Annotated in this window: 13 protein-coding genes; 7 read left to right on the forward strand and 6 right to left on the reverse strand. The window is 72.9% G+C overall.

Annotated features, from left to right (window positions below):
* The first annotated feature begins 131 nt into the window (after positions 1-131).
* From D3273_RS17265 to D3273_RS17275, 3 genes are all read left to right on the forward strand, one after another.
* Complete coding sequence (locus D3273_RS17265; protein WP_129228137.1) at positions 132-1,238, forward strand: branched-chain amino acid aminotransferase; 1,107 nt, start codon at positions 132-134, stop codon at positions 1,236-1,238.
* Between the two features lie 145 nt (positions 1,239-1,383).
* Entirely contained in the window at positions 1,384-1,623 is a 240-nt protein-coding gene (locus D3273_RS17270) for a hypothetical protein (RefSeq protein WP_129228138.1), read from the forward strand.
* 58 nt (positions 1,624-1,681) lie between these two features.
* The gene (locus tag D3273_RS17275) at positions 1,682-3,247 is read left to right on the forward strand and encodes an HAL/PAL/TAL family ammonia-lyase (RefSeq protein WP_165359540.1); all 1,566 of its coding nucleotides are present in this window, start codon (positions 1,682-1,684) and stop codon (positions 3,245-3,247) included.
* Positions 3,248-3,292: 45 nt separating this feature from the next.
* Here the strand turns inward: D3273_RS17275 and D3273_RS17280 are convergent, their stop codons facing one another.
* The 3 genes from D3273_RS17280 to D3273_RS17290 form a co-directional block, all read right to left on the reverse strand.
* Positions 3,293-4,156, reverse strand: a complete 864-nt coding sequence (locus tag D3273_RS17280; protein ID WP_165359541.1) for a DMT family transporter — start codon at positions 4,154-4,156, stop codon at positions 3,293-3,295.
* Between the two features lie 107 nt (positions 4,157-4,263).
* Complete coding sequence (locus D3273_RS17285; RefSeq protein ID WP_129228141.1) at positions 4,264-6,300, reverse strand: oxidoreductase; 2,037 nt, start codon at positions 6,298-6,300, stop codon at positions 4,264-4,266.
* A 26-nt stretch (positions 6,301-6,326) separates the two neighbouring features.
* On the reverse strand, positions 6,327-8,324 hold the full coding sequence (locus tag D3273_RS17290; RefSeq protein WP_245501238.1) for a CocE/NonD family hydrolase: 1,998 nt from the start codon (positions 8,322-8,324) through the stop codon (positions 6,327-6,329).
* Positions 8,325-8,556: 232 nt separating this feature from the next.
* On the opposite strand from D3273_RS17290, the gene D3273_RS17295 reads away from it, so the two are divergent.
* The 4 genes from D3273_RS17295 to D3273_RS17310 all read left to right on the forward strand — a co-directional run bounded on the left by D3273_RS17295 (position 8,557) and on the right by D3273_RS17310 (position 13,055).
* Positions 8,557-9,450, forward strand: coding sequence for a beta-keto acid cleavage family enzyme (locus D3273_RS17295; RefSeq protein WP_129228143.1), 894 nt, complete (start codon positions 8,557-8,559; stop codon positions 9,448-9,450).
* Positions 9,447-10,943, forward strand: a complete 1,497-nt coding sequence (locus D3273_RS17300; protein ID WP_129228144.1) for a carnitine 3-dehydrogenase — start codon at positions 9,447-9,449, stop codon at positions 10,941-10,943. The genes D3273_RS17295 and D3273_RS17300 overlap by 4 nt, the downstream gene beginning before the upstream one ends.
* 193 nt (positions 10,944-11,136) lie before the next feature.
* The gene (locus D3273_RS17305) at positions 11,137-12,321 is read left to right on the forward strand and encodes a Fic family protein (protein ID WP_207210806.1); all 1,185 of its coding nucleotides are present in this window, start codon (positions 11,137-11,139) and stop codon (positions 12,319-12,321) included.
* An 86-nt stretch (positions 12,322-12,407) separates the two neighbouring features.
* The gene (locus D3273_RS17310; RefSeq protein ID WP_129228166.1) at positions 12,408-13,055 is read left to right on the forward strand and encodes a chloramphenicol phosphotransferase CPT family protein; all 648 of its coding nucleotides are present in this window, start codon (positions 12,408-12,410) and stop codon (positions 13,053-13,055) included.
* 64 nt (positions 13,056-13,119) lie between these two features.
* Here D3273_RS17310 and D3273_RS17315 read toward each other — a convergent pair whose 3' ends face one another.
* Genes D3273_RS17315 through D3273_RS17325 form a run of 3 tightly spaced genes read right to left on the reverse strand, consistent with a single transcriptional unit; the run spans position 13,120 to position 16,742 of the window.
* Positions 13,120-14,946: an ABC transporter ATP-binding protein gene (locus D3273_RS17315; protein WP_129228167.1), complete on the reverse strand. Its 1,827-nt coding sequence runs from the start codon at positions 14,944-14,946 to the stop codon at positions 13,120-13,122.
* A gap of 10 nt (positions 14,947-14,956) precedes the next feature.
* Positions 14,957-15,790, reverse strand: coding sequence for an ABC transporter permease (locus D3273_RS17320; protein WP_129228145.1), 834 nt, complete (start codon positions 15,788-15,790; stop codon positions 14,957-14,959).
* Between the two features lie 13 nt (positions 15,791-15,803).
* Positions 15,804-16,742 (reverse strand): ABC transporter permease, encoded by a 939-nt coding sequence (locus tag D3273_RS17325; RefSeq protein WP_207210811.1) that lies wholly within the window; start codon positions 16,740-16,742, stop codon positions 15,804-15,806.
* Positions 16,743-16,807 lie beyond the last annotated feature (65 nt).

Genomic DNA, 16,807 nt, shown 5'->3' on the forward strand with positions numbered 1-16,807 from the left:
ACGCGCCCTTTGACGGGGCCGCCCCGGCCCGTTACATCGCGACCCACCGCGGCGCACGGGCCGACGCCCGGCCCTCCGGGCCGCCGACCCCGGCGCCCCCTTCCCGCGGTCACCAGCCCGGAGCGGAGCCCATGTCGTCACAGATCCCCGGCCCAGGCCCGAGCTTCGCCCTGCACCCGCACCCGTCGCCCGTGCCCGCAGAACGCCGGGCGGAACTGCTGGCCAACCCCGGCTTCGGCCGCGTCTTCACCGACCACATGGTGGTGATCAACTATTCGGAAGGGCGTGGCTGGCACGACGCCCGCGTGGAAGCGCGCGCGCCGATCCCCATGGATCCCGCCGCCGCCGTGCTCCACTACGCCCAGGAAATCTTCGAAGGCATGAAGGCCTACGCGACCGGCAACGGCGGCGCGTCGCTGTTCCGGCCCGAAGCCAACGCCCGGCGCTTCGCGGAATCGGCCGCGCGCCTCGCCATGCCGGCCCTGCCCGAAGATTTGTTCGTCGAATCCGTCCGCCAGCTCGTCGCGGTGGACCGCGACTGGATCCCCACGACGGCCGGCGCGAGCCTCTACCTTCGCCCCTTCATGTTCGCCAGCGAGGTGTTCCTGGGCGTCAAGCCGTCCGCCGAATACCTCTACATGGTGATCGCGTCGCCGGTGGGCCGCTACTTCAAGGGCGGCGCCGAAACCGTGTCGGTGTGGGTGTCGCAGGACTACACCCGCGCGGCGCCGGGCGGCACGGGCGCCGCCAAATGCGGCGGCAACTACGCGGCGAGCCTCGTCGCCCAGGCCGAAGCCGCGCGCCACGGCTGCGACCAGGTGGTGTTCCTCGACGCGGCCGAGCGCCGCTGGGTCGAGGAGCTCGGCGGCATGAACATCTTCTTCGCCTTCGACGACGGCTCGCTCGCCACCCCGCCGCTCGGCACCATCCTGCCCGGCATCACCCGCGACTCCGTCATGGCGCTGGCCCGGCGGGACGGCATCCCGGTGCGCGAGGAACCCTATTCCCTCGACCAGTGGCGCGCCGACGCCGCGAGCGGGCGCCTGCGCGAAGCCTTCGCCTGCGGCACCGCCGCGGTGATCACCCCCATCGGCACGGTGAAGACGCCCGACGGCGGCTTCGCGATCGGCGGCGGCGAGAACGCCGGCGAGATCACCAAGCGCCTGCGCACGGCCCTGACCGACATCCAGCGCGGCATCGCGCCCGACCCGTTCGGCTGGGTCCAGACCGTCCTGTGAGCCGTTCCCGCTCCGCCCGCGCGGGCGGGCGGAGCGGGAACGCGCCATGTTGCGATGCAGCATCGGCATGGCAGCGTCACGCCCGCGCCGGCATCCCGAGGCGGGCCGATGGCGTAGAAGGAGGCCCATCTCACGAGGGCCGACCATGATCCGCCGACGCTCCACCCCGCATGTCGCATCGCACAACGGCGAGGTTTCGGCCTTCGACCGGATCACCTGGAACGCCTTCATGCTGGCCGTGACGGTGTCGGTGGGGGTGGTGCTGGGCTACGGCCCCGCCGCCGCCCTGCACCACATCGCCGACGCCCTGGTCGACGTCCTGGCCAGGGCGCGGGATTTCCCCGTCCCCGACGCCGCGGCCTGGAGCGGGCAGATGGTGTTCTGAACGGCGCGCCGGGCGCACGAACCCGCCCCGGGGCGAGGGCCCGCGGGAAGGATCCGACGTGACGACGCATGTCCTGGGCGATGTCCCCTTCGGCCTGGGCCTGGTCGAGGCCGCGGCGCGGCCGGGCCGACGGGTGACGCTGTCCGCGGCCGCGCGGGCGCGGGTCGCCGCCGCGCGGGCGGTCGTCGAGCGCCATGCCGGCGGCGACGAGCCCGTCTACGGCCTCAACACCGGGCTCGGCGGCAACCTCGCCTATCGGCTGACGCCCGGCGAGGTCGAGGCCTTCCAGGTGCAGCTCGTCCGCGGGCGCTCGATCGGCGTGGGCGAGCCCTTCCCGGAGCCGGTCGCGCGGCTCATGCTGCTGTGCCGCATCGTCGGGCTGGCCGCCGGCGGCTCGGGGATCAGCCCGGCGGTGCTCGACCTCCTGGTGGCGATGTTCGACGCCGGCCTCACCCCCGTGATCCCGGGCCGGGGCTCGATCGGCGCCGCCGACCTCGGCCTCTGCGCCCACATCGGCCTGGCGGCGATCGGGCGGGGCGAAGTGTTCGTCGGCGGCGCCCGGCGTCCCGCCGCCGAGGCGCTGGCCGAAGCCGGCCTCGCCCCGGCCCGCCTCGCCGCCAAGGACGGGCTCGCGATCCTCAACTCCAGCGCGGTGAGCTGCGGCCACGCCGTCGCGGTGCTGCGCGACTGGGCCGACCTCGCGCTCCTGTCCGCCGCCGTCGCGGCGCTGTCCTGCGAGGGCTATGCCGCCAACCCGCGCATCTTCGATCCCCGGCTCGCGTCGGCCCGGCCCGCGCGGGGGCAGGAGCGCGCCGCCGCCCTGTTCCGCGCCGCGCTCGACGGGAGCGCGCTGCACGCGCCCGGCGCCGCGCGCTCGGTCCAGGACGCCCTGAGCTTCCGCACCCTCGCCCCCGTGGTCGGCACCGCGCTCGCCGCCTTCGAGGCCGCGGTCGAAAGCGTCGAGACCGAGGTCAACGCCGCCGCCGACAACCCGCTGGTGCTCGCCGACGACGGCCTCATCCTGTCGACCGCCAACTTCCACACCCCCGCCATCGCCCTGGCCTTCGACGCGCTCGCCATCGCGGGCGCGCAGCTCGCCACCGGCGTCGCCTGGCGGGCTGCCAAGATGCTGGACGCGCGGATGACCGGCCTGCCCCGCTACCTGTCGCCGGTCGGCGGCGCTTCGGCGGGGTTGAACGCGCTCGGCAAGACGGCCGCGGCCCTGCACGCGGAAGTCCGCCTCAAGGCCATGCCGGCGAGCCTCGACGCCCTGCCGGTGTCGGACGGCGTCGAGGACCACGCGCCGCAGACGCCGCTGACGATCCGCAAGCTCGGCGAGCAGCTGGAGCCGCTGCGGATGCTGGTGGCCATCGAGGCGCTGGTGGCCGCCCAGGCGGTCGACCTGCGCGCCCCGCCCCACCTCGCCCCCGTCACGCGGATCCTGCACGCGGCGATGCGCGACGCGGTCCCGCGGCTCGACGAGGACCGCGAAACGGGCCCCGACGTCGACCGGGTGGTGGCGCTGATGCGGGGGCCGGAGCTGGTCGGGCGGCTGCGCGCCGCGTTGGGCGACGCCGGAAACGCCTTCGACCTGCGGATGACCCCCATCCGGGGACAGGCCTGAGGGCCTGCTCGACCCTTGGCGCGGCCGACGGTGCCCGCCGCCCCGTCAGGCGGGGCGCAGGAGCCGCCGCATGTCGGGCGCGAGGTGCCACAGCAGCGCCCCGACCACGACCGCGCCGCCAACGACCGTCGTCGGGCCGGGATCCTCGCCGAAGGCGAGCCACACGAGCGCGGGCCCGGACGCGACGTCGAGCATGCTGATCAGCCCCACCTCGGCGGCGGGAATGCGCCGCGCGCCCGCCATGTAGAGCGCCATGGCGAGGCCGATCGTCAGCAGCCCGAAGGGCGCCAGCAGGGCGAGGTCGCCCGCGCTCACGGCCGGCCGCGGCGCCAGCGCGAAGCCGACGACGCCGCTCAGCGCCGTGCCGAGCGTGTAGACGGCGTTGCCGGCCCGGGCGCCCCGGCGGGCGTTGACCAGGATCACCGCCATGCCGACGTCCATGCCGAAGGCGAAGGCCATGCCGGCGAGGCGCGACCCTTGCGCCGCGCCGCCGCCCACCATGGCGGCGATGCCGAGAAGCGCGATCGCGCCCGCCGTCATCAGCCGCCTGTCGGGCACGTCGCCCACCCAGGCCCAGGCCACGAGGGCCGTCACGAAGGGCATGGCGGCGTAGACCACCATCACGTCGGCCACCGTGGTGAGCTTCAGCGCCACGATGTAGCACAGGCCCGACAGCGCCACCGGCACGGTGAGCAGCAGGCTGGCCGGCGGCAGCGCGAAGGCGCGCAGGGTCCCGCGGCCGTTCTCGACCCCCATCCAGGCCAGCATGAAGGCGGTGCCGAAGACGGCCCGCCAGCCCAGGATGGTCCAGGCGTCGAGCGCCAGCGCGCGGGTGAACAGGCCGGCGGTGCTGTAGATCAGCCCCGCCGCCAACACCATGGCGATGCCCGCGCCCCGCCCCTCCGCCATGCCCCAGTCTCCCCGCTCCGCGCCGTCGCGACCCCGACGCCACGACATCCGTCCGATGGCTTCGCCCCGCGATCCCGGCCGCGCCTGGGCGCCCGGCGGCCCGCGCGTCACAGGTCCTTCATCAGCCGCATCGCGTCGTAGACCGCCGCGTGGATGTTGCGGCCCGCGACCGCGTCGCCGACGCGGAACAGGCGGTACCGGCCCTCCGGGTTGCGCACCACGCCCTGCGGGCGGCCGTCGAGCAGGGCCGCGTGGTCGACCTCGCCGAGGTTGGCGGAGCCCGGCTTCAGGGCGAGATACAGCTCGTCGAGCGGCACCGTGCCGTGTTCCACCACGACCTGGTCGGCCTCCTTCTCGATCCAGCGCCGGCCGTAGTCGTCGAAGAAGCGCGCCACGATGCGGTTGCCGCGCCGCTCCAGGCTCCTCAGGCGCAGGTTCAGCGTCACCTCCGCGCCGGCCACGCTCAGCGCCTTGAAATAGGCCGGGAAGCTCGTCCCCCCGACGTCGGGGGCGAGCGTGCGCTCGGGCGTCACCACCTGGAGGGCCGCGGCGGTGCCGGCGGCGAACTCGGCCGCCGTCATGCCGGGATGGGCGCCGTCCTCGTCGTAGACCAGCACGGAGGCGGCGGGCCGCACGGCCCCCGACAGCAGGTCCCACCCCGTCGTGGCGAGCTCCGCGCCCGCGTCGAGGAACCCGGTGTCCGGCAGCCCGCCCGTCGCCACCACGACGACGTCGGGATCCTCCGCCAGCACGTCCCCGGCTTCGGCGTAGGTGTCGAAGCGGAACGCCACGCCGTGGCGCTCGCACTCGCTCATCCGCCAGTCGACGATGCCCATGATCTCGCGGCGGCGCTTCAGGGCCGCGGCGAGGCGGACCTGGCCGCCGGGCTGCGACGCCGCTTCCAGCACCAGCACCTCGTGGCCGCGCTCGCCCGCGACCCGCGCCGCCTCCAGCCCGCCCGGCCCCGCGCCCACCACCACGACGCGCCGCCGCGGGCCGGGCGACCGCGGCGCGACGTGGGGCACGCCCGCTTCGCGGCCCGTCGCGGCGTTGTGGATGCACACCGCCTGGCCGGAATAGATGGAATCGATGCAATAGCCCATGCCGACGCAGGGGCGGATGGTATGCTCGCGCCCTTCGGCGATCTTGCGGGCGATGTGGGGGTCGGCGAGGTGGGCGCGCGTCATGCCCACCATGTCGAGCTTGCCCGACGCGATGGCGTGGCGCGCCGTGGCGACGTCCTGGATGCGGGCGGCGTGGAAGGTCGGCAGGCGCGTGGCCGCCCGGACCTCGCCGGCGAAGTCGAGGTGCGGCGCCGAGCGGGCGCCCATGTTGGGGATGACGTGGCTCAGCCCCTCCTCGGTGTCGATGTGGCCGCGGATGACGTTGACGAAGTCGATCAGCCCGGACGCCTGCAGCCGCCCGGCGATGCCGAGCCCCTCTTCCCGGGTGATGCCGCCCTCCTGGTCCTCGTCCGCCACGGCGCGCACGCCCACGACGAAGTCCGGCCCGACGCGCTTCCTGATGGCGCCGAGCACTTCCAGGCCGAAGCGCAGGCGGTTGTCGAGGCTGCCGCCGTAACCGTCGTCGCGCTTGTTGGTGAGCGGCGACCAGAACTGGTCGAGGAGGTGGCCGTAGGCCTCGACCTCGATGCCGTCGAGCCCGGCCGCCTTCACGCGCTCGGCGGCATCGGCGTAGTCGGCCACCACGCGGGCGATGTCCCAGTCCTCCATGGCCTTGGGGGACGCGCGGTGGGCGGGCTCGCGGACGCTCGACGGCGCCAGCACCGGGAGCCAGTCCGCCTTGCCCCAGGTGGTGCGGCGGCCGAGATGGGTGATCTGGATCATCACGGCGGCGCCGTGCGAATGCACGTCGTCGGCGAGCTCGCCGAGCCAGCGCACCACCTCGTCCCGGTAGAGCAGGATGTTGCCGAAGGCCTGCGGGCTGTCCGGCGCCACCACGGCCGAGCCGCCGATCATCGTCAGCGCGATGCCGCCCTTCGCCTTCTCGGCGTGGTAGAGGCGGTAGCGCCCCTTCGGCATGCCCTCCTCCGTGTAGGCGGGCTCGTGGGCGGTGGACAGCAGGCGGTTGCGGAAGGTGAGGTGCTTGAGCCGGTACGGCTGGAGCAGCGGGTCGTCGGACATGCGGCCTCCCGTCAAAGATCGCGCCGTCAAAGATCGCCCCTGGGGATGCGCTCATGCCACGCCCGGGTGCGGACGAGCGCGTCGCCCTCGTAGGCGCGCAGCTCGCCCTCGATCGTGAAACTGTCCGCGTCGCCGCGCATCGCCGTCTCGGTCTCGATCCGGATGCGCCAGCCGTCGCGCCCCATGGCGTAGCGTTGCACGATGCGGGTTTCGGCTGAAAGCGGGTCGCGCCCGACCGTGAGGGTGCGGGTGAGGTCGTGCGACAGTTCCGTGCCGATGTCGTCGAAGCGCATCGCGCCCTCGCCGAAGAGGCCCCCCTCGGCCTCGGTGACGACCGTGGCGGTGTCGGCGAGGAGGTCCAAGGCGACCCGCCGGGCCGCCCGGCCCTCCGCCAGGACCGTCGTGGGCGCGGCGGGGCCGTGGCGGGGCGGGCCGAAGGACACCTCGCCGCCGGTGTCCGCGCGGACCGGCAGGGCGAGCAGGCCGTCGCCGCACGCGACCGTCAGGGTCGCGGCGTCGCGCGCCGGCCACACGAGCGGCCAGCAGGCGGTCGACAGGGCGAGCCTCAGCCGATGGCCGGCGGGCACGCGGTGGCCGCACATCTTCAGCGCGATCCGCACCCGCGCGGCCTCGCCCGGCACGAGGGGGCGCGGCTCCTCCGACCCGTCGCGGTGGGCGAGGTTCAGCACCGCGTAGGAGATCCGCAGCGAGGATCCGTCCGGCGCCACGTCGCAGAGCCGCACGGCCAGCTGCGCCTGCGGCCGGTCCGAGGCGAGCACGAGGTCGACGGCAGGGTTGCCGAGGATCTCGATCGGCTCGGCCAGCGGCTCCGTGTCGAAGCAGAGCGACAATCCGTCGTCCATGCGCTGGTCGGTCGGCCGCTCGCCCGGCACGCCGGTGCCCATCCACTCGCCCCCGCCGGTGCCGGTCCACGGCGGCGAGCGGACCGACAGCGCGCCGGGCTGCGGGGGGCCGTCGACGAGCCGCCCCGGGGCGAGGCCGAAGCGGCGGGGGTGGATGGCGCGGCTCGGCCAGTCCGCCTCGCCGACGAAGCGGCCTCGGGCGTGGAGCCGCGTCGAGGAGGGCGCCTGCCAGTCCTCGATGAAGGCCCGCATCGCCGGTTCGTCCATGACGCCCGTGTCGCGGCCCTTCAGCCACTGGTCCCACCAGCGGACGCATTCGCCCAGGAAGTCGATGGCGGGGCCGGGGCTGCCGTCCTGCGGGTACACGTGGGCCCAGGGGCCGACGAGCGCCCTGCGCGGCACCGTCAGGTGCTCCATCAGCCGCGGCACCGCATCCGTGTAGGCGTCGCCCCAGCCGCCGACCGCCAGCACCGGGCAGCGGATCGCGCCCCAATCCTCGCAGACCGAGCCGTGGCGCCAATAATCGTCGCGCGCCTGGTGCGCCAGCCACAGGGCGGGCCAGAACGGCATGGCGTCGAGCCGCTCCAGCCAACGCTCGCGCCAATCGGGGCGGATGGCGGGGTCGGGCGGCCGGCCCTGGTAGGCCAGCATGATGGCGCCCCACCACAGATTGTCGTTGAGCAGGCAGCCGCCCTTGAAGTGGATGTCGTCGCCGAAGCGGTCGTCGGTGGAGCACACCGTGACGATGGCCTTCAGCGCCGGCGGGCGCCGCGCCGCCACCTGCAGCGCGTTGAAGCCGCCCCAGCTCTTGCCCATCATCCCGACGGACCCGTCGCACCAGGGCTGGGCGGCCATCCAGGCGATGACCTCCAGCGCGTCGTCCTGCTCCTGGAGCAGGTACTCGTCGTGGAGCAGCCCGTCGGAATCGCCCGAGCCGCGCATGTCGACGCGCAGCGCCGCATAGCCGGCGGCGGCGAAGAAACCGTGCATCGGGTCGTCGCGGCCGCGGGTGCCGTCGCGCTTGCGGTAGGGGATGTATTCGAGCACGGCCGGCACGGGCCCTGCCCCGCGCGGTCGCCACATCCGCGCCGCGAGGCGTGTGCCGTCGGCGAGCGGGATCCACAGGTTCTCGGTGATGTCGACGTCGTCCGGCTCGTCCACGGGGCCCCCTCGCATCGCCGCGCCCGTGCAAGATCGCGGCCTTTTCGGCGCGCGTCGAGGGGGGTTCTGCTGCACCGGCCGTCTGCGGGGCTCCGCCCCACGCCCCGCGAAAGGCCGGGGGCTTTTCGAAACCGTCTCGGCGTCGCATTCCGGACGGCGAAGCGTCGGGCGCCGTGCAGCCGGGGCACGCCGGCCGCGGGATCCTGCCGCATCGGGACCCGGAGCCTCGTCCATGAACCCCAGCACCTTCATCACCTGCGCGGTCACGGGCGCGGGCGACACGGCGGGGCGCAGCCCCCACGTCCCCGTCACGCCGAAGCAGATCGCCGACGCCTGCATCGAGGCGGCCGGCGCCGGCGCCGCGATCGCCCACATCCACGTCCGCGACCCCGACACCGGCCGCGCGTCCCGCGCCCTGCCGCTGTACCGCGAGGTGGTGGACCGCGTGCGGACCTCCGGCACGGACGTGATCCTCAACCTCACCGCCGGCATGGGCGGCGACGTGGTGTTCGGCGCGGGCGAGCACCCCCTGCCCCTCGACCCGGCCCAGACCGACATGGTCGGCCCGACCGAGCGCCTGGCCCATGTGGCGGCGCTCCGCCCCGAGATCTGCACGCTCGACTGCGGCACGATGAACTTCGCGCTCGGCGACTACGTCATGACCAACACGCCCGCCACCCTGCGCGCCATGGCGCGGCAGGTGCAGGCCCTGGGGGTCCGCCCCGAGCTCGAAGTGTTCGACGCCGGCCACCTCGTCTTCGTCAACGACCTGGTGAAGGAGGGGCTGGTCGACGGCCCCGCGATGGTCCAGCTCTGCCTCGGCATCCCCTACGGCGCGCCCGACGACCCGCTGACGCTGATGTCGCTCGTCCACCGCCTGCCGGCCGGGGCCGTGTGGAGCGCCTTCTCGATCGGGCGGCGGCAACTCCCCTACGTCGCCATGGCGGCGCTCGCGGGCGGCAACGTCCGCGTCGGGCTCGAGGACAACCTGTGGCTCGACCGGGGCGTGCTCGCCACCAACGGCGCGCTGGTGGAGCGCGCCGCCACGGTCCTCACCGCCATGGGGGGGAGCGTGATGGGCCCGGCCGCCGTGCGCCGGCTGTTGAACCTGCGGGGGCCGGCATGAGCGCGCGCGACTCCATCGGCCTCGTCGGCGGCGGCGTCATCGGCGCCGGCTGGGCGGCGCGCTTCCTGCTCGACGGCCACGATTGCGCGGTCTTCGACCCCGACCCGGGCCTCGCCCGCAAGCTCGACGCCGTGCTGGCCAACGCCCGCCGGGCGCGGGCGAAGCTGATGCCGGGCGTGGCCGTGCCGGAAGGGCGGCTGCGCATCGCCGCCTCGGTGGCCGACGCGGCGGCGGGCGCGAGCTTCGTCGTCGAAAGCCTGCCCGAGGTCGAGGACCTCAAGGTCCGCGTGCTCGCCGAGATCGACGCCGCGGCGGCGCCCGACGTCGTGGTCGCCTCCTCGACCTCGGGCCTGCTGCCGACGCGGCTCGCCGCCGGCATGGCGCACCCCGAGCGGCTCGTCGTCGGGCACCCGTTCAACCCGGTCTACCTGCTGCCGCTCGTCGAGGTCTGCGGCGGCGAGCGCACGGCCCCCGCCGCGCTGGACCGCGCGGCGGCGCTCTACGGACAAGTCGGCCTGCGGGTGCTGCGCGTGCGCAAGGAGGTCGACGGCTTCGTGGCCGACCGGCTGCTCGAAGCCCTGTGGCGCGAAGCCCTGTGGCTCGTCGCGGACGGCGTCGCCACCACCGAGGAGATCGACGACGCCATCCGCTACGGCGCCGGCCTGCGCTGGAGCTTCATGGGCACGTTCCTGACCTACCGGCTCGCGGGCGGGGAAGCCGGGATGCGCCACTTCCTCGCGCAGTTCGGCCCGGCGCTGAAGCTGCCCTGGACGAAGCTCGTGGCCCCGGAGCTGACCGACGCCCTGGTCGACCGCGTGTCGGACCAGTCGGACGCGCAGGCGGCCGGCGCGTCGATCCGCGACCTGGAGCGCAAGCGCGACGACTGCCTCGTGGCGGTGCTCTCCGGCCTGCGCGGGCAGGACTATGCGGCGGGCGCCGTGGTGGCTTCGCACGAGCGGGCGCTGCGGGGGCGGGAGCCCGCCGGCGGCGCGGCCCGCGACACGCTCCCACAGGACACCCTCCCGCAGGACACCCTCCCGCAGACTTGGGCCGGGGCGGTGCCGCCGGACTGGATCGACTACAACGGCCACATGACGGAGCACCGCTTCCTGCAATGCTTCGGCGAGGCCACGGACGCGCTGCTCCGCCGCATCGGCGTCGACGCCGCCTATCTGGCGACCCGCCGCAGCTTCTACACGGTGGAAACGCACATCATGCACCGCGGCGAAGCGCGCGAAGGCGAGGCGCTCGCGGTCGACACGCAGGTGCTCGGCGCCGACGGCAAACGGCTGCACCTGTTCCACCGCCTGCGCCGCGCGGGCGACGGGACGGAGCTGGCCAGCGCCGAGCAGATGCTGCTCCACGTCGACACGGCGGCGGGGCGCAGCGTCGCGGCCGAGGGGGCGGTGCGGGACGCGATGGCGGCGCTGGCGCGGGAGCACGCGGGGATGGAGCGGCCAGAGGCGGCGGGGCGGAGCGTGGGGGTGCGCTGAGCGGCGGGGCGGAGACGACCTGTCTGCGCTTCCGATTCCGGGGCCGCAGTCCGGACGAGCAGCAGGCAGCGTCGCAGGGTGCGACAAGCGCCGGTTGGCGGCACGAAAGCCGGCACAGGAGCCGGCGAATGCAATGGTTTCCGTAGAAAGATCAAACCTGTGCATCCGGCATGAAAACCGGCATGATGGGCACATGGAAGTCAGCGCCATGGAGCCGATGCTGGTGGAGGAGTCCGAGCTCGCGCTCGAGGACATTGCCGCCACGCTGCTGGCCGAATCCAACGGTCTCGCCAAGCGCATGCACCCGATCCTGCGTGAGTCGGTCGGCACGCTCGTGCGGTCGATGAACTGCTATTATTCCAACCTGATCGAGGGTCACGACACCCATCCTCGCGACATCGACCGGGCCCTGGCGAACGATTTCTCGAACGAGCCGCGCAAGCGAAACCTCCAGCACGAAGCTCTCGCGCATATCCATGTGCAGAGGCTCATCGACGAGGGGCGCGATCCGCCGGTATGGCCCGCGACGTCCGCCTACGCCTGTTGGCTTCACGAGGAGTTCTGCAGCCGGCTGCCGGACGAGTTGCTATGGGTCGAGAGTCCCGCCACGGGCGAGCGCCTGCCGGTGATCCCGGGGCGGCTCCGGGAGCGGGACGTCCAGGTGGGTCGGCACATCCCCCCACCGCACGGCGACCTCCCGCGGTTTCTGGCCCGGTTCGATCAGGCCTATGGCGCCCGCTCATCGCGCATCCGCAAGATCCAGGCGGTCGGTGCCGTGCATCACCGCTTCCTGTGGATCCACCCCTTTCTGGACGGGAACGGACGTGTCGCGCGGCTGATGTCGCATGCTCTTCTGAAGAGGCTGGAGGTCGGCACCAGCCTTTGGTCGGTGGCACGGGGCCTCGCCAGGGAGGACGTACGATACAAGCAACTTCTGATGGGCGCCGACAATCCTCGTGAAGGCGACCGAGACGGGAGGGGCAACCTCACCCAACGCGGCCTCATTGCCTTCGCCCGCTTCTTTTTGGAGCGCGCGGTCGACCAGGTCGGCTTCATGGGCGGGCTCATGGAGCCGGAGGCGCTCGATCGTCGGATCGAAGTGCATATCGAGGAGGAGGTACGGGCGAAGCGCCTGCCTCGCGGCAGTTTCACGGTTCTGCGCGAAGCGGTGTTAGCCGGCGAGGTGGAGCGATCGCGCGTTCCGCTCCTCACCGACTACGAGGAGCGGGCGGCACGGAAAATAACCTCGGCGCTCGTTCAGAGGGGTATGTTAGTCGGAGAGAGCAGCCGAGCACCGCTCCGGCTGGGGCTCCCCGTCGATGCCGTGGAGCGCTGGTTCCCGCGGCTCTACCCGGTGGACGCGGGAGGGCGGCCGTAGGGGTTCGCATCCCGCATCGCAGGCGAGACGGAGTCGACGAGGGACAGGGGCGGGACGTGGCCATCGAAAATCCGAAGCTCCCACTGATGGTCGATCCAGGAGCGGCGCGGGCTCCAGGATGGATCGTCGTGCTGAACGGCGCGCCTCGGTCCGGCAAATCCAGCATCGCGGCGGCGATCCAGGAGCAGCTCGACGGCATCTGGATCAACCTCGGGGTGGACACCTATCTGCGAGCGGTCCCGGCGGCGCTGTGGCCGGCCATCGGTCTACGCCCCGGCGGCGAAAGACCGGACATCGAAGCGCATCTGCCGATCCTCTTCGCCGCGCTCTACGACTCGGTCGCGGCCCACAGCCGGCTGGGGCTGAACGTCGTGGTCGACATCGGCCATCACGACGCCCACTCGAAACCCCTCCACCTCCTCCGCGACAGCATGCGCCGGCTGGACGGCCTGCCAGTTCCGATCGTCGGAGTGCGCTGCCCCCTTCCCACGGTCCTCGAGCGTCGTAGCCGTCCTGAAACAGGCCGGGAAGGCGTCTACGAGCGAGGCGGCGCCGACCGGCCCATTCCCGCCCCCATCCTGGCCTGGCAGGAGGCGGTCCATGCTCCGGGCATCTACGATCTCGATCTGGACACGTCCGAACTGTCGCCCCGAGCCGCCGCCGCGCTGATCGGAACTACGTTGGGAGAGGGCGTGCCCCATGCGACCGCCGCAGAACGGCTCGCGAAGGCCTGAACTCCCGCCTGACCACCGCCGTCGACGACCGACCCTGCGACCATCGCCGTCGCGCCCCGCCCCCTCAGATCTCCATCATCCCCTTCAGGTTCCGCACCTCCGTCTGCAGCGCCTCCAGCCCCGCCGCGCCGCGCCCCTCGCCCAGCACCTCGCGCGCCGCCATCCGCTCGGTTTCGGCCACCGCGCCGGCATCCGCGGCGGCGGCCCGCGCCGCGGGCGTCACCTCGGCCGGGCGCTCCGCCGCGCCGGCCACCAGCCCGGCCGCGCCGCCGCGCTTCTGCAGGATCTCGTCGAGCCAGGTCGTGTGCATCTCGGGCACCGACAGGATCAGCTTCTCCGTGTAGGGGTGGTAGGGCGGCGAGAAGATCTGCTCCGTCGGGCCCTGCGCGATGATCTCGCCCTTCAGCATCACGGCCGTGCGGTGCGCGATGCGCCGCACCGTGCCGAGGTCGTGGGTGATGAACACGTAGGCGAGGCCGAGCCGGTCCTGCAGGCCTTTGAGCAGCTTCAGCACCTCCTCGGCCACCAGCGGGTCGAGCGCGGAGGTGGGCTCGTCGCAGATGATCACCTCGGGCTCGGCCGCCAGCGCGCGGGCGATGCACACCCGCTGCTTCTGCCCGCCGGACAGCTGCCCGGGCTTGCGGTCCGCGAACTCCTCCGGCAGGCCGACGAGGCGCAACAGCTCCAGCACCCGCGCCCGCACCTCGGCGCGGCCCCGCCCGAAGAACAGCGCCACGGGCCGGCCGATGATCTGCGCCAGCGTTTGGCGCGGGTTCAGCGCCGTGTCGGGCATCTGGTGCACCATCTGCAGGCGGCGCAGGATGTCGTTCGGGCGACGCCCCAGCGCCGGCGGCAGGCTCTTCCCCGCGAGCTCGATGTCGCCGCTCCAGCGCGGCAGCAGGCCGGTGACGATCCGCGCCATCGTGCTCTTGCCCGAGCCCGACTCGCCGACGATCGCCAGCGTTTCCCCCTTGGCGAGGTCGAAGGAGGCGTTTTTCACCACCGCGACGGCGTTCCGGGCCGCCGCGGCCGTGCCGTAGCCCGCCGTCACGTCCCGCACCCGCAGGATCGGCGGTGCCGCCCGATCGGGCACCGACAGCGTCAGGTGCTCGGCGTCGCGCCGCTCGTTGACCAGCGCCCGGCAATAGTCGGTGCGCGGGTGCTCCAGGATCTGCACCGTGTCGCCGCATTCGATCGTCTTGCCGTGGCGCAGCACCATGATGCGGTGGGCGATCTGCGCCACCACGGCGAGGTCGTGGGTGATGTAGAGGCCGGCGGTGCCGAACTCCGCGATGAGGTCGCGCAACAGCGCCAGCACCTCGATCTGCGTCGTCACGTCGAGCGCGGTGGTGGGCTCGTCGAGCACGATCACGTCCGGCCGGCAGCTCATCGCCATGGCGGCCATGACGCGCTGGAGCTGCCCGCCCGACACCTGGTGGGGATAGCGGTCCCCGATCGTGTCCGGGTTCGGCAGCTGCAGGGTGCGGAACAGCTTTTTCGCGTAGACTTCCGCTTCGGCGCGCCCCATCACGCCGTGCACCACCGGCGCCTCGCACACTTGGTCCATCAGCGTCATGCCGGGGTTGAACGAGGCCGCGGCGCTTTGCGCGATGTAGGCGATGCTCTTGCCCCGCGTGTGGCGGCGGTAGAGGGCGGTGGAGGCGCGCAGCTCGGTCCCGGCCAGCGTGATGGTGCCGCCGGTGATCCGCATGCCGGCCCGCGCGTAAGCCATCGACGCCAAGCCGATCGTCGACTTGCCGGCCCCGGATTCGCCGATCAGCCCGAGGATCTCACCGCGCTTCAGCTCGACGTCCACGTCGTCGACGAGCACCCGGCCCGCGATGGTTTCGACCCGAAGTTTTTCGAGGCACAGGATCCGGTCGTCGGCCATCGCCATGCCCTCACATCTCGGCCTGGGCGCCGGACGGGCGCGCGTCGATCGACAGGAACCAGTCGACCACGAGGTTGATGCCCACCGTCAGCAGCGCGATGGCGGCCGCGGGATAGAGGGCGGCGGGCAGGCCGAAGGAGATGCCGCCCACGTTGTCCTTCACCATGCCGCCCCAGTCGGCATAGGGCAGCGGCACGCCGAGCCCGAGGAAGCTCAGGGCCGCGATGAACAGGAAGTTGAAGCAGAAGCGCAGGCCGAACTCGCTCATCAGCGGGGCGGCGGCGTTGGGCAGGATTTCGCGGCTGATCACCCACCACAGCCCCTCGCCGCGCATGCGCGCCACCTCGACGAAGTCGAGGGACACGAGGTTGAGGCCGAGCGCCCGGGCGAGGCGGAACACCCGGGTGGAATCGAGGCAACCGATGGTGAACACCAGCGAGAACAGCGACTGCCCGAGCACGTTGAGGATCATCAGCGCCCAGATCAGCAGCGGGATCGACAGCACCACGTCGACGGCGCGCGAGATCAGCGCGTCGACCCAGCGCCCCGCCACGGCCGCCACCAGCCCCAGCGTGATGCCGATGGCGAAGGACAGGATCGTGGTGACGAAGGCGATGCCGATCGTCATGCGGGCGCCGTAGACGAGCCGCGTGAACATGTCCCGGCCGATCTGGTCCGTGCCGAACCAGGCGGCGGCCGAAGCCGGGTCCCAGCCCCCGCCCACCACCTGGGTTTCGCCGTAGGGGGCGAGGTAGGGGCCGGCCAGCGCCACGAGGAGGTTCAGCAGGATGATGGCCAGGCCCACCACCGCGGTGAGGGGCGCCTTGTGGCCGAAGATGGTCATCGGGCGATCCTCCTCACCGGGGGTGGCGCAGGCGGGGGTTCAGCACGATCGCCATCACGTCGGCGAAGGTGTTCAGCGTGATGAAGACGCCCGCGAAGACGATGCCGCAGGCCTCGATCACCGGCACGTCGCGCTTGGACACCGCGTCGATCATGTATTGGCCGACGCCCGGGTAGGTGAACACGTTCTCCACCACCACCACGCCCACCACGAGGTAGGCGAGGTTCAGCGCGATCACCGAGATGACGGGCGATGCGGCGTTGGGCAGGGCGTGGCGCGTCACCACGCGGGCGCGGCTGAGCCCCTTCAGGAACGCCATCTCGACATAGGCGGTCGACATGGTGGACAGCACGGAGTTGCGCGTCATGCGCAGCATGTGGGCGGTGACCAGGAAGGTGAGGGTCACGGCCGGAAGCGTCACGGCCCAGACGCGCTCGCCGAAGGGCGTGTCGGTGCCCACCGTCGCCAGCGACGGGAACCATTCGTGGTTCACCGACAGGTTCAGGATCAAGAGGTAGCCGACGAAGAACTCCGGCATCGAGATGGCCAGCAGCGCCACGATGTTGGCGAGCCGGTCGGTCAGGCGGCCTTCGCGGATGGCGGCCAGGATGCCGAAGCCCACCGCCAGCGGCAGCGCCATCAGGGCCGCGTAGCCGGCGAGGAACAGCGTGTTCCTGAAGCGCGGCCCGAGCACTTCCACGATGTCCTGCTTGTTGGTCAGCGCCACGCCGAAGTCGCCGTGCAGCACCCCGCCGAGCCAGGCGAGGTAGCGCAGCGCCGCCGGCCGGTCGAGCCCGAGTTCGTGGCGGAAGGCCGCGAGCGTTTCGGGGGTGGCGTTCTGGCCCAGCACCGATGTGGCGGTATCGCCCGGCAGGATCTGCGTCAGCACGAAGATCACGATCGACACGACGAGCAGCGTGAGCAGCCCGAGACCGATGCGCGACAGGATCATGCGGATCACGAAGGGGCCTTTCGGATCACGGACGTGGAAGGACCGCGGCGGCGGCACGGCCGGCC

It is taken from the genome of Lichenibacterium minor, from assembly GCF_004137685.1.
GTDB lineage: Bacteria > Pseudomonadota > Alphaproteobacteria > Rhizobiales > Beijerinckiaceae > Lichenihabitans > Lichenihabitans minor.

What these genes read in the sequence shown, in the direction of transcription:
- D3273_RS17265 (WP_129228137.1), top strand. Translation starts at nt 132, where the DNA reads ATGTCGTCACAGATCCCCGGCCCAGGCCCGAGCTTCGCCCTGCACCCG.
- D3273_RS17270 (WP_129228138.1), top strand. Translation starts at nt 1,384, where the DNA reads ATGATCCGCCGACGCTCCACCCCGCATGTCGCATCGCACAACGGCGAG.
- D3273_RS17280 (WP_165359541.1), bottom strand. Translation starts at nt 4,156, where the DNA reads ATGGCGGAGGGGCGGGGCGCGGGCATCGCCATGGTGTTGGCGGCGGGG.
- D3273_RS17285 (WP_129228141.1), bottom strand. Translation starts at nt 6,300, where the DNA reads ATGTCCGACGACCCGCTGCTCCAGCCGTACCGGCTCAAGCACCTCACC.
- D3273_RS17295 (WP_129228143.1), top strand. Translation starts at nt 8,557, where the DNA reads ATGAACCCCAGCACCTTCATCACCTGCGCGGTCACGGGCGCGGGCGAC.
- D3273_RS17300 (WP_129228144.1), top strand. Translation starts at nt 9,447, where the DNA reads ATGAGCGCGCGCGACTCCATCGGCCTCGTCGGCGGCGGCGTCATCGGC.
- D3273_RS17305 (WP_207210806.1), top strand. Translation starts at nt 11,137, where the DNA reads ATGGAAGTCAGCGCCATGGAGCCGATGCTGGTGGAGGAGTCCGAGCTC.
- D3273_RS17310 (WP_129228166.1), top strand. Translation starts at nt 12,408, where the DNA reads ATGGTCGATCCAGGAGCGGCGCGGGCTCCAGGATGGATCGTCGTGCTG.
- D3273_RS17315 (WP_129228167.1), bottom strand. Translation starts at nt 14,946, where the DNA reads ATGGCCGACGACCGGATCCTGTGCCTCGAAAAACTTCGGGTCGAAACC.
- D3273_RS17320 (WP_129228145.1), bottom strand. Translation starts at nt 15,790, where the DNA reads ATGACCATCTTCGGCCACAAGGCGCCCCTCACCGCGGTGGTGGGCCTG.
- D3273_RS17325 (WP_207210811.1), bottom strand. Translation starts at nt 16,742, where the DNA reads ATGATCCTGTCGCGCATCGGTCTCGGGCTGCTCACGCTGCTCGTCGTG.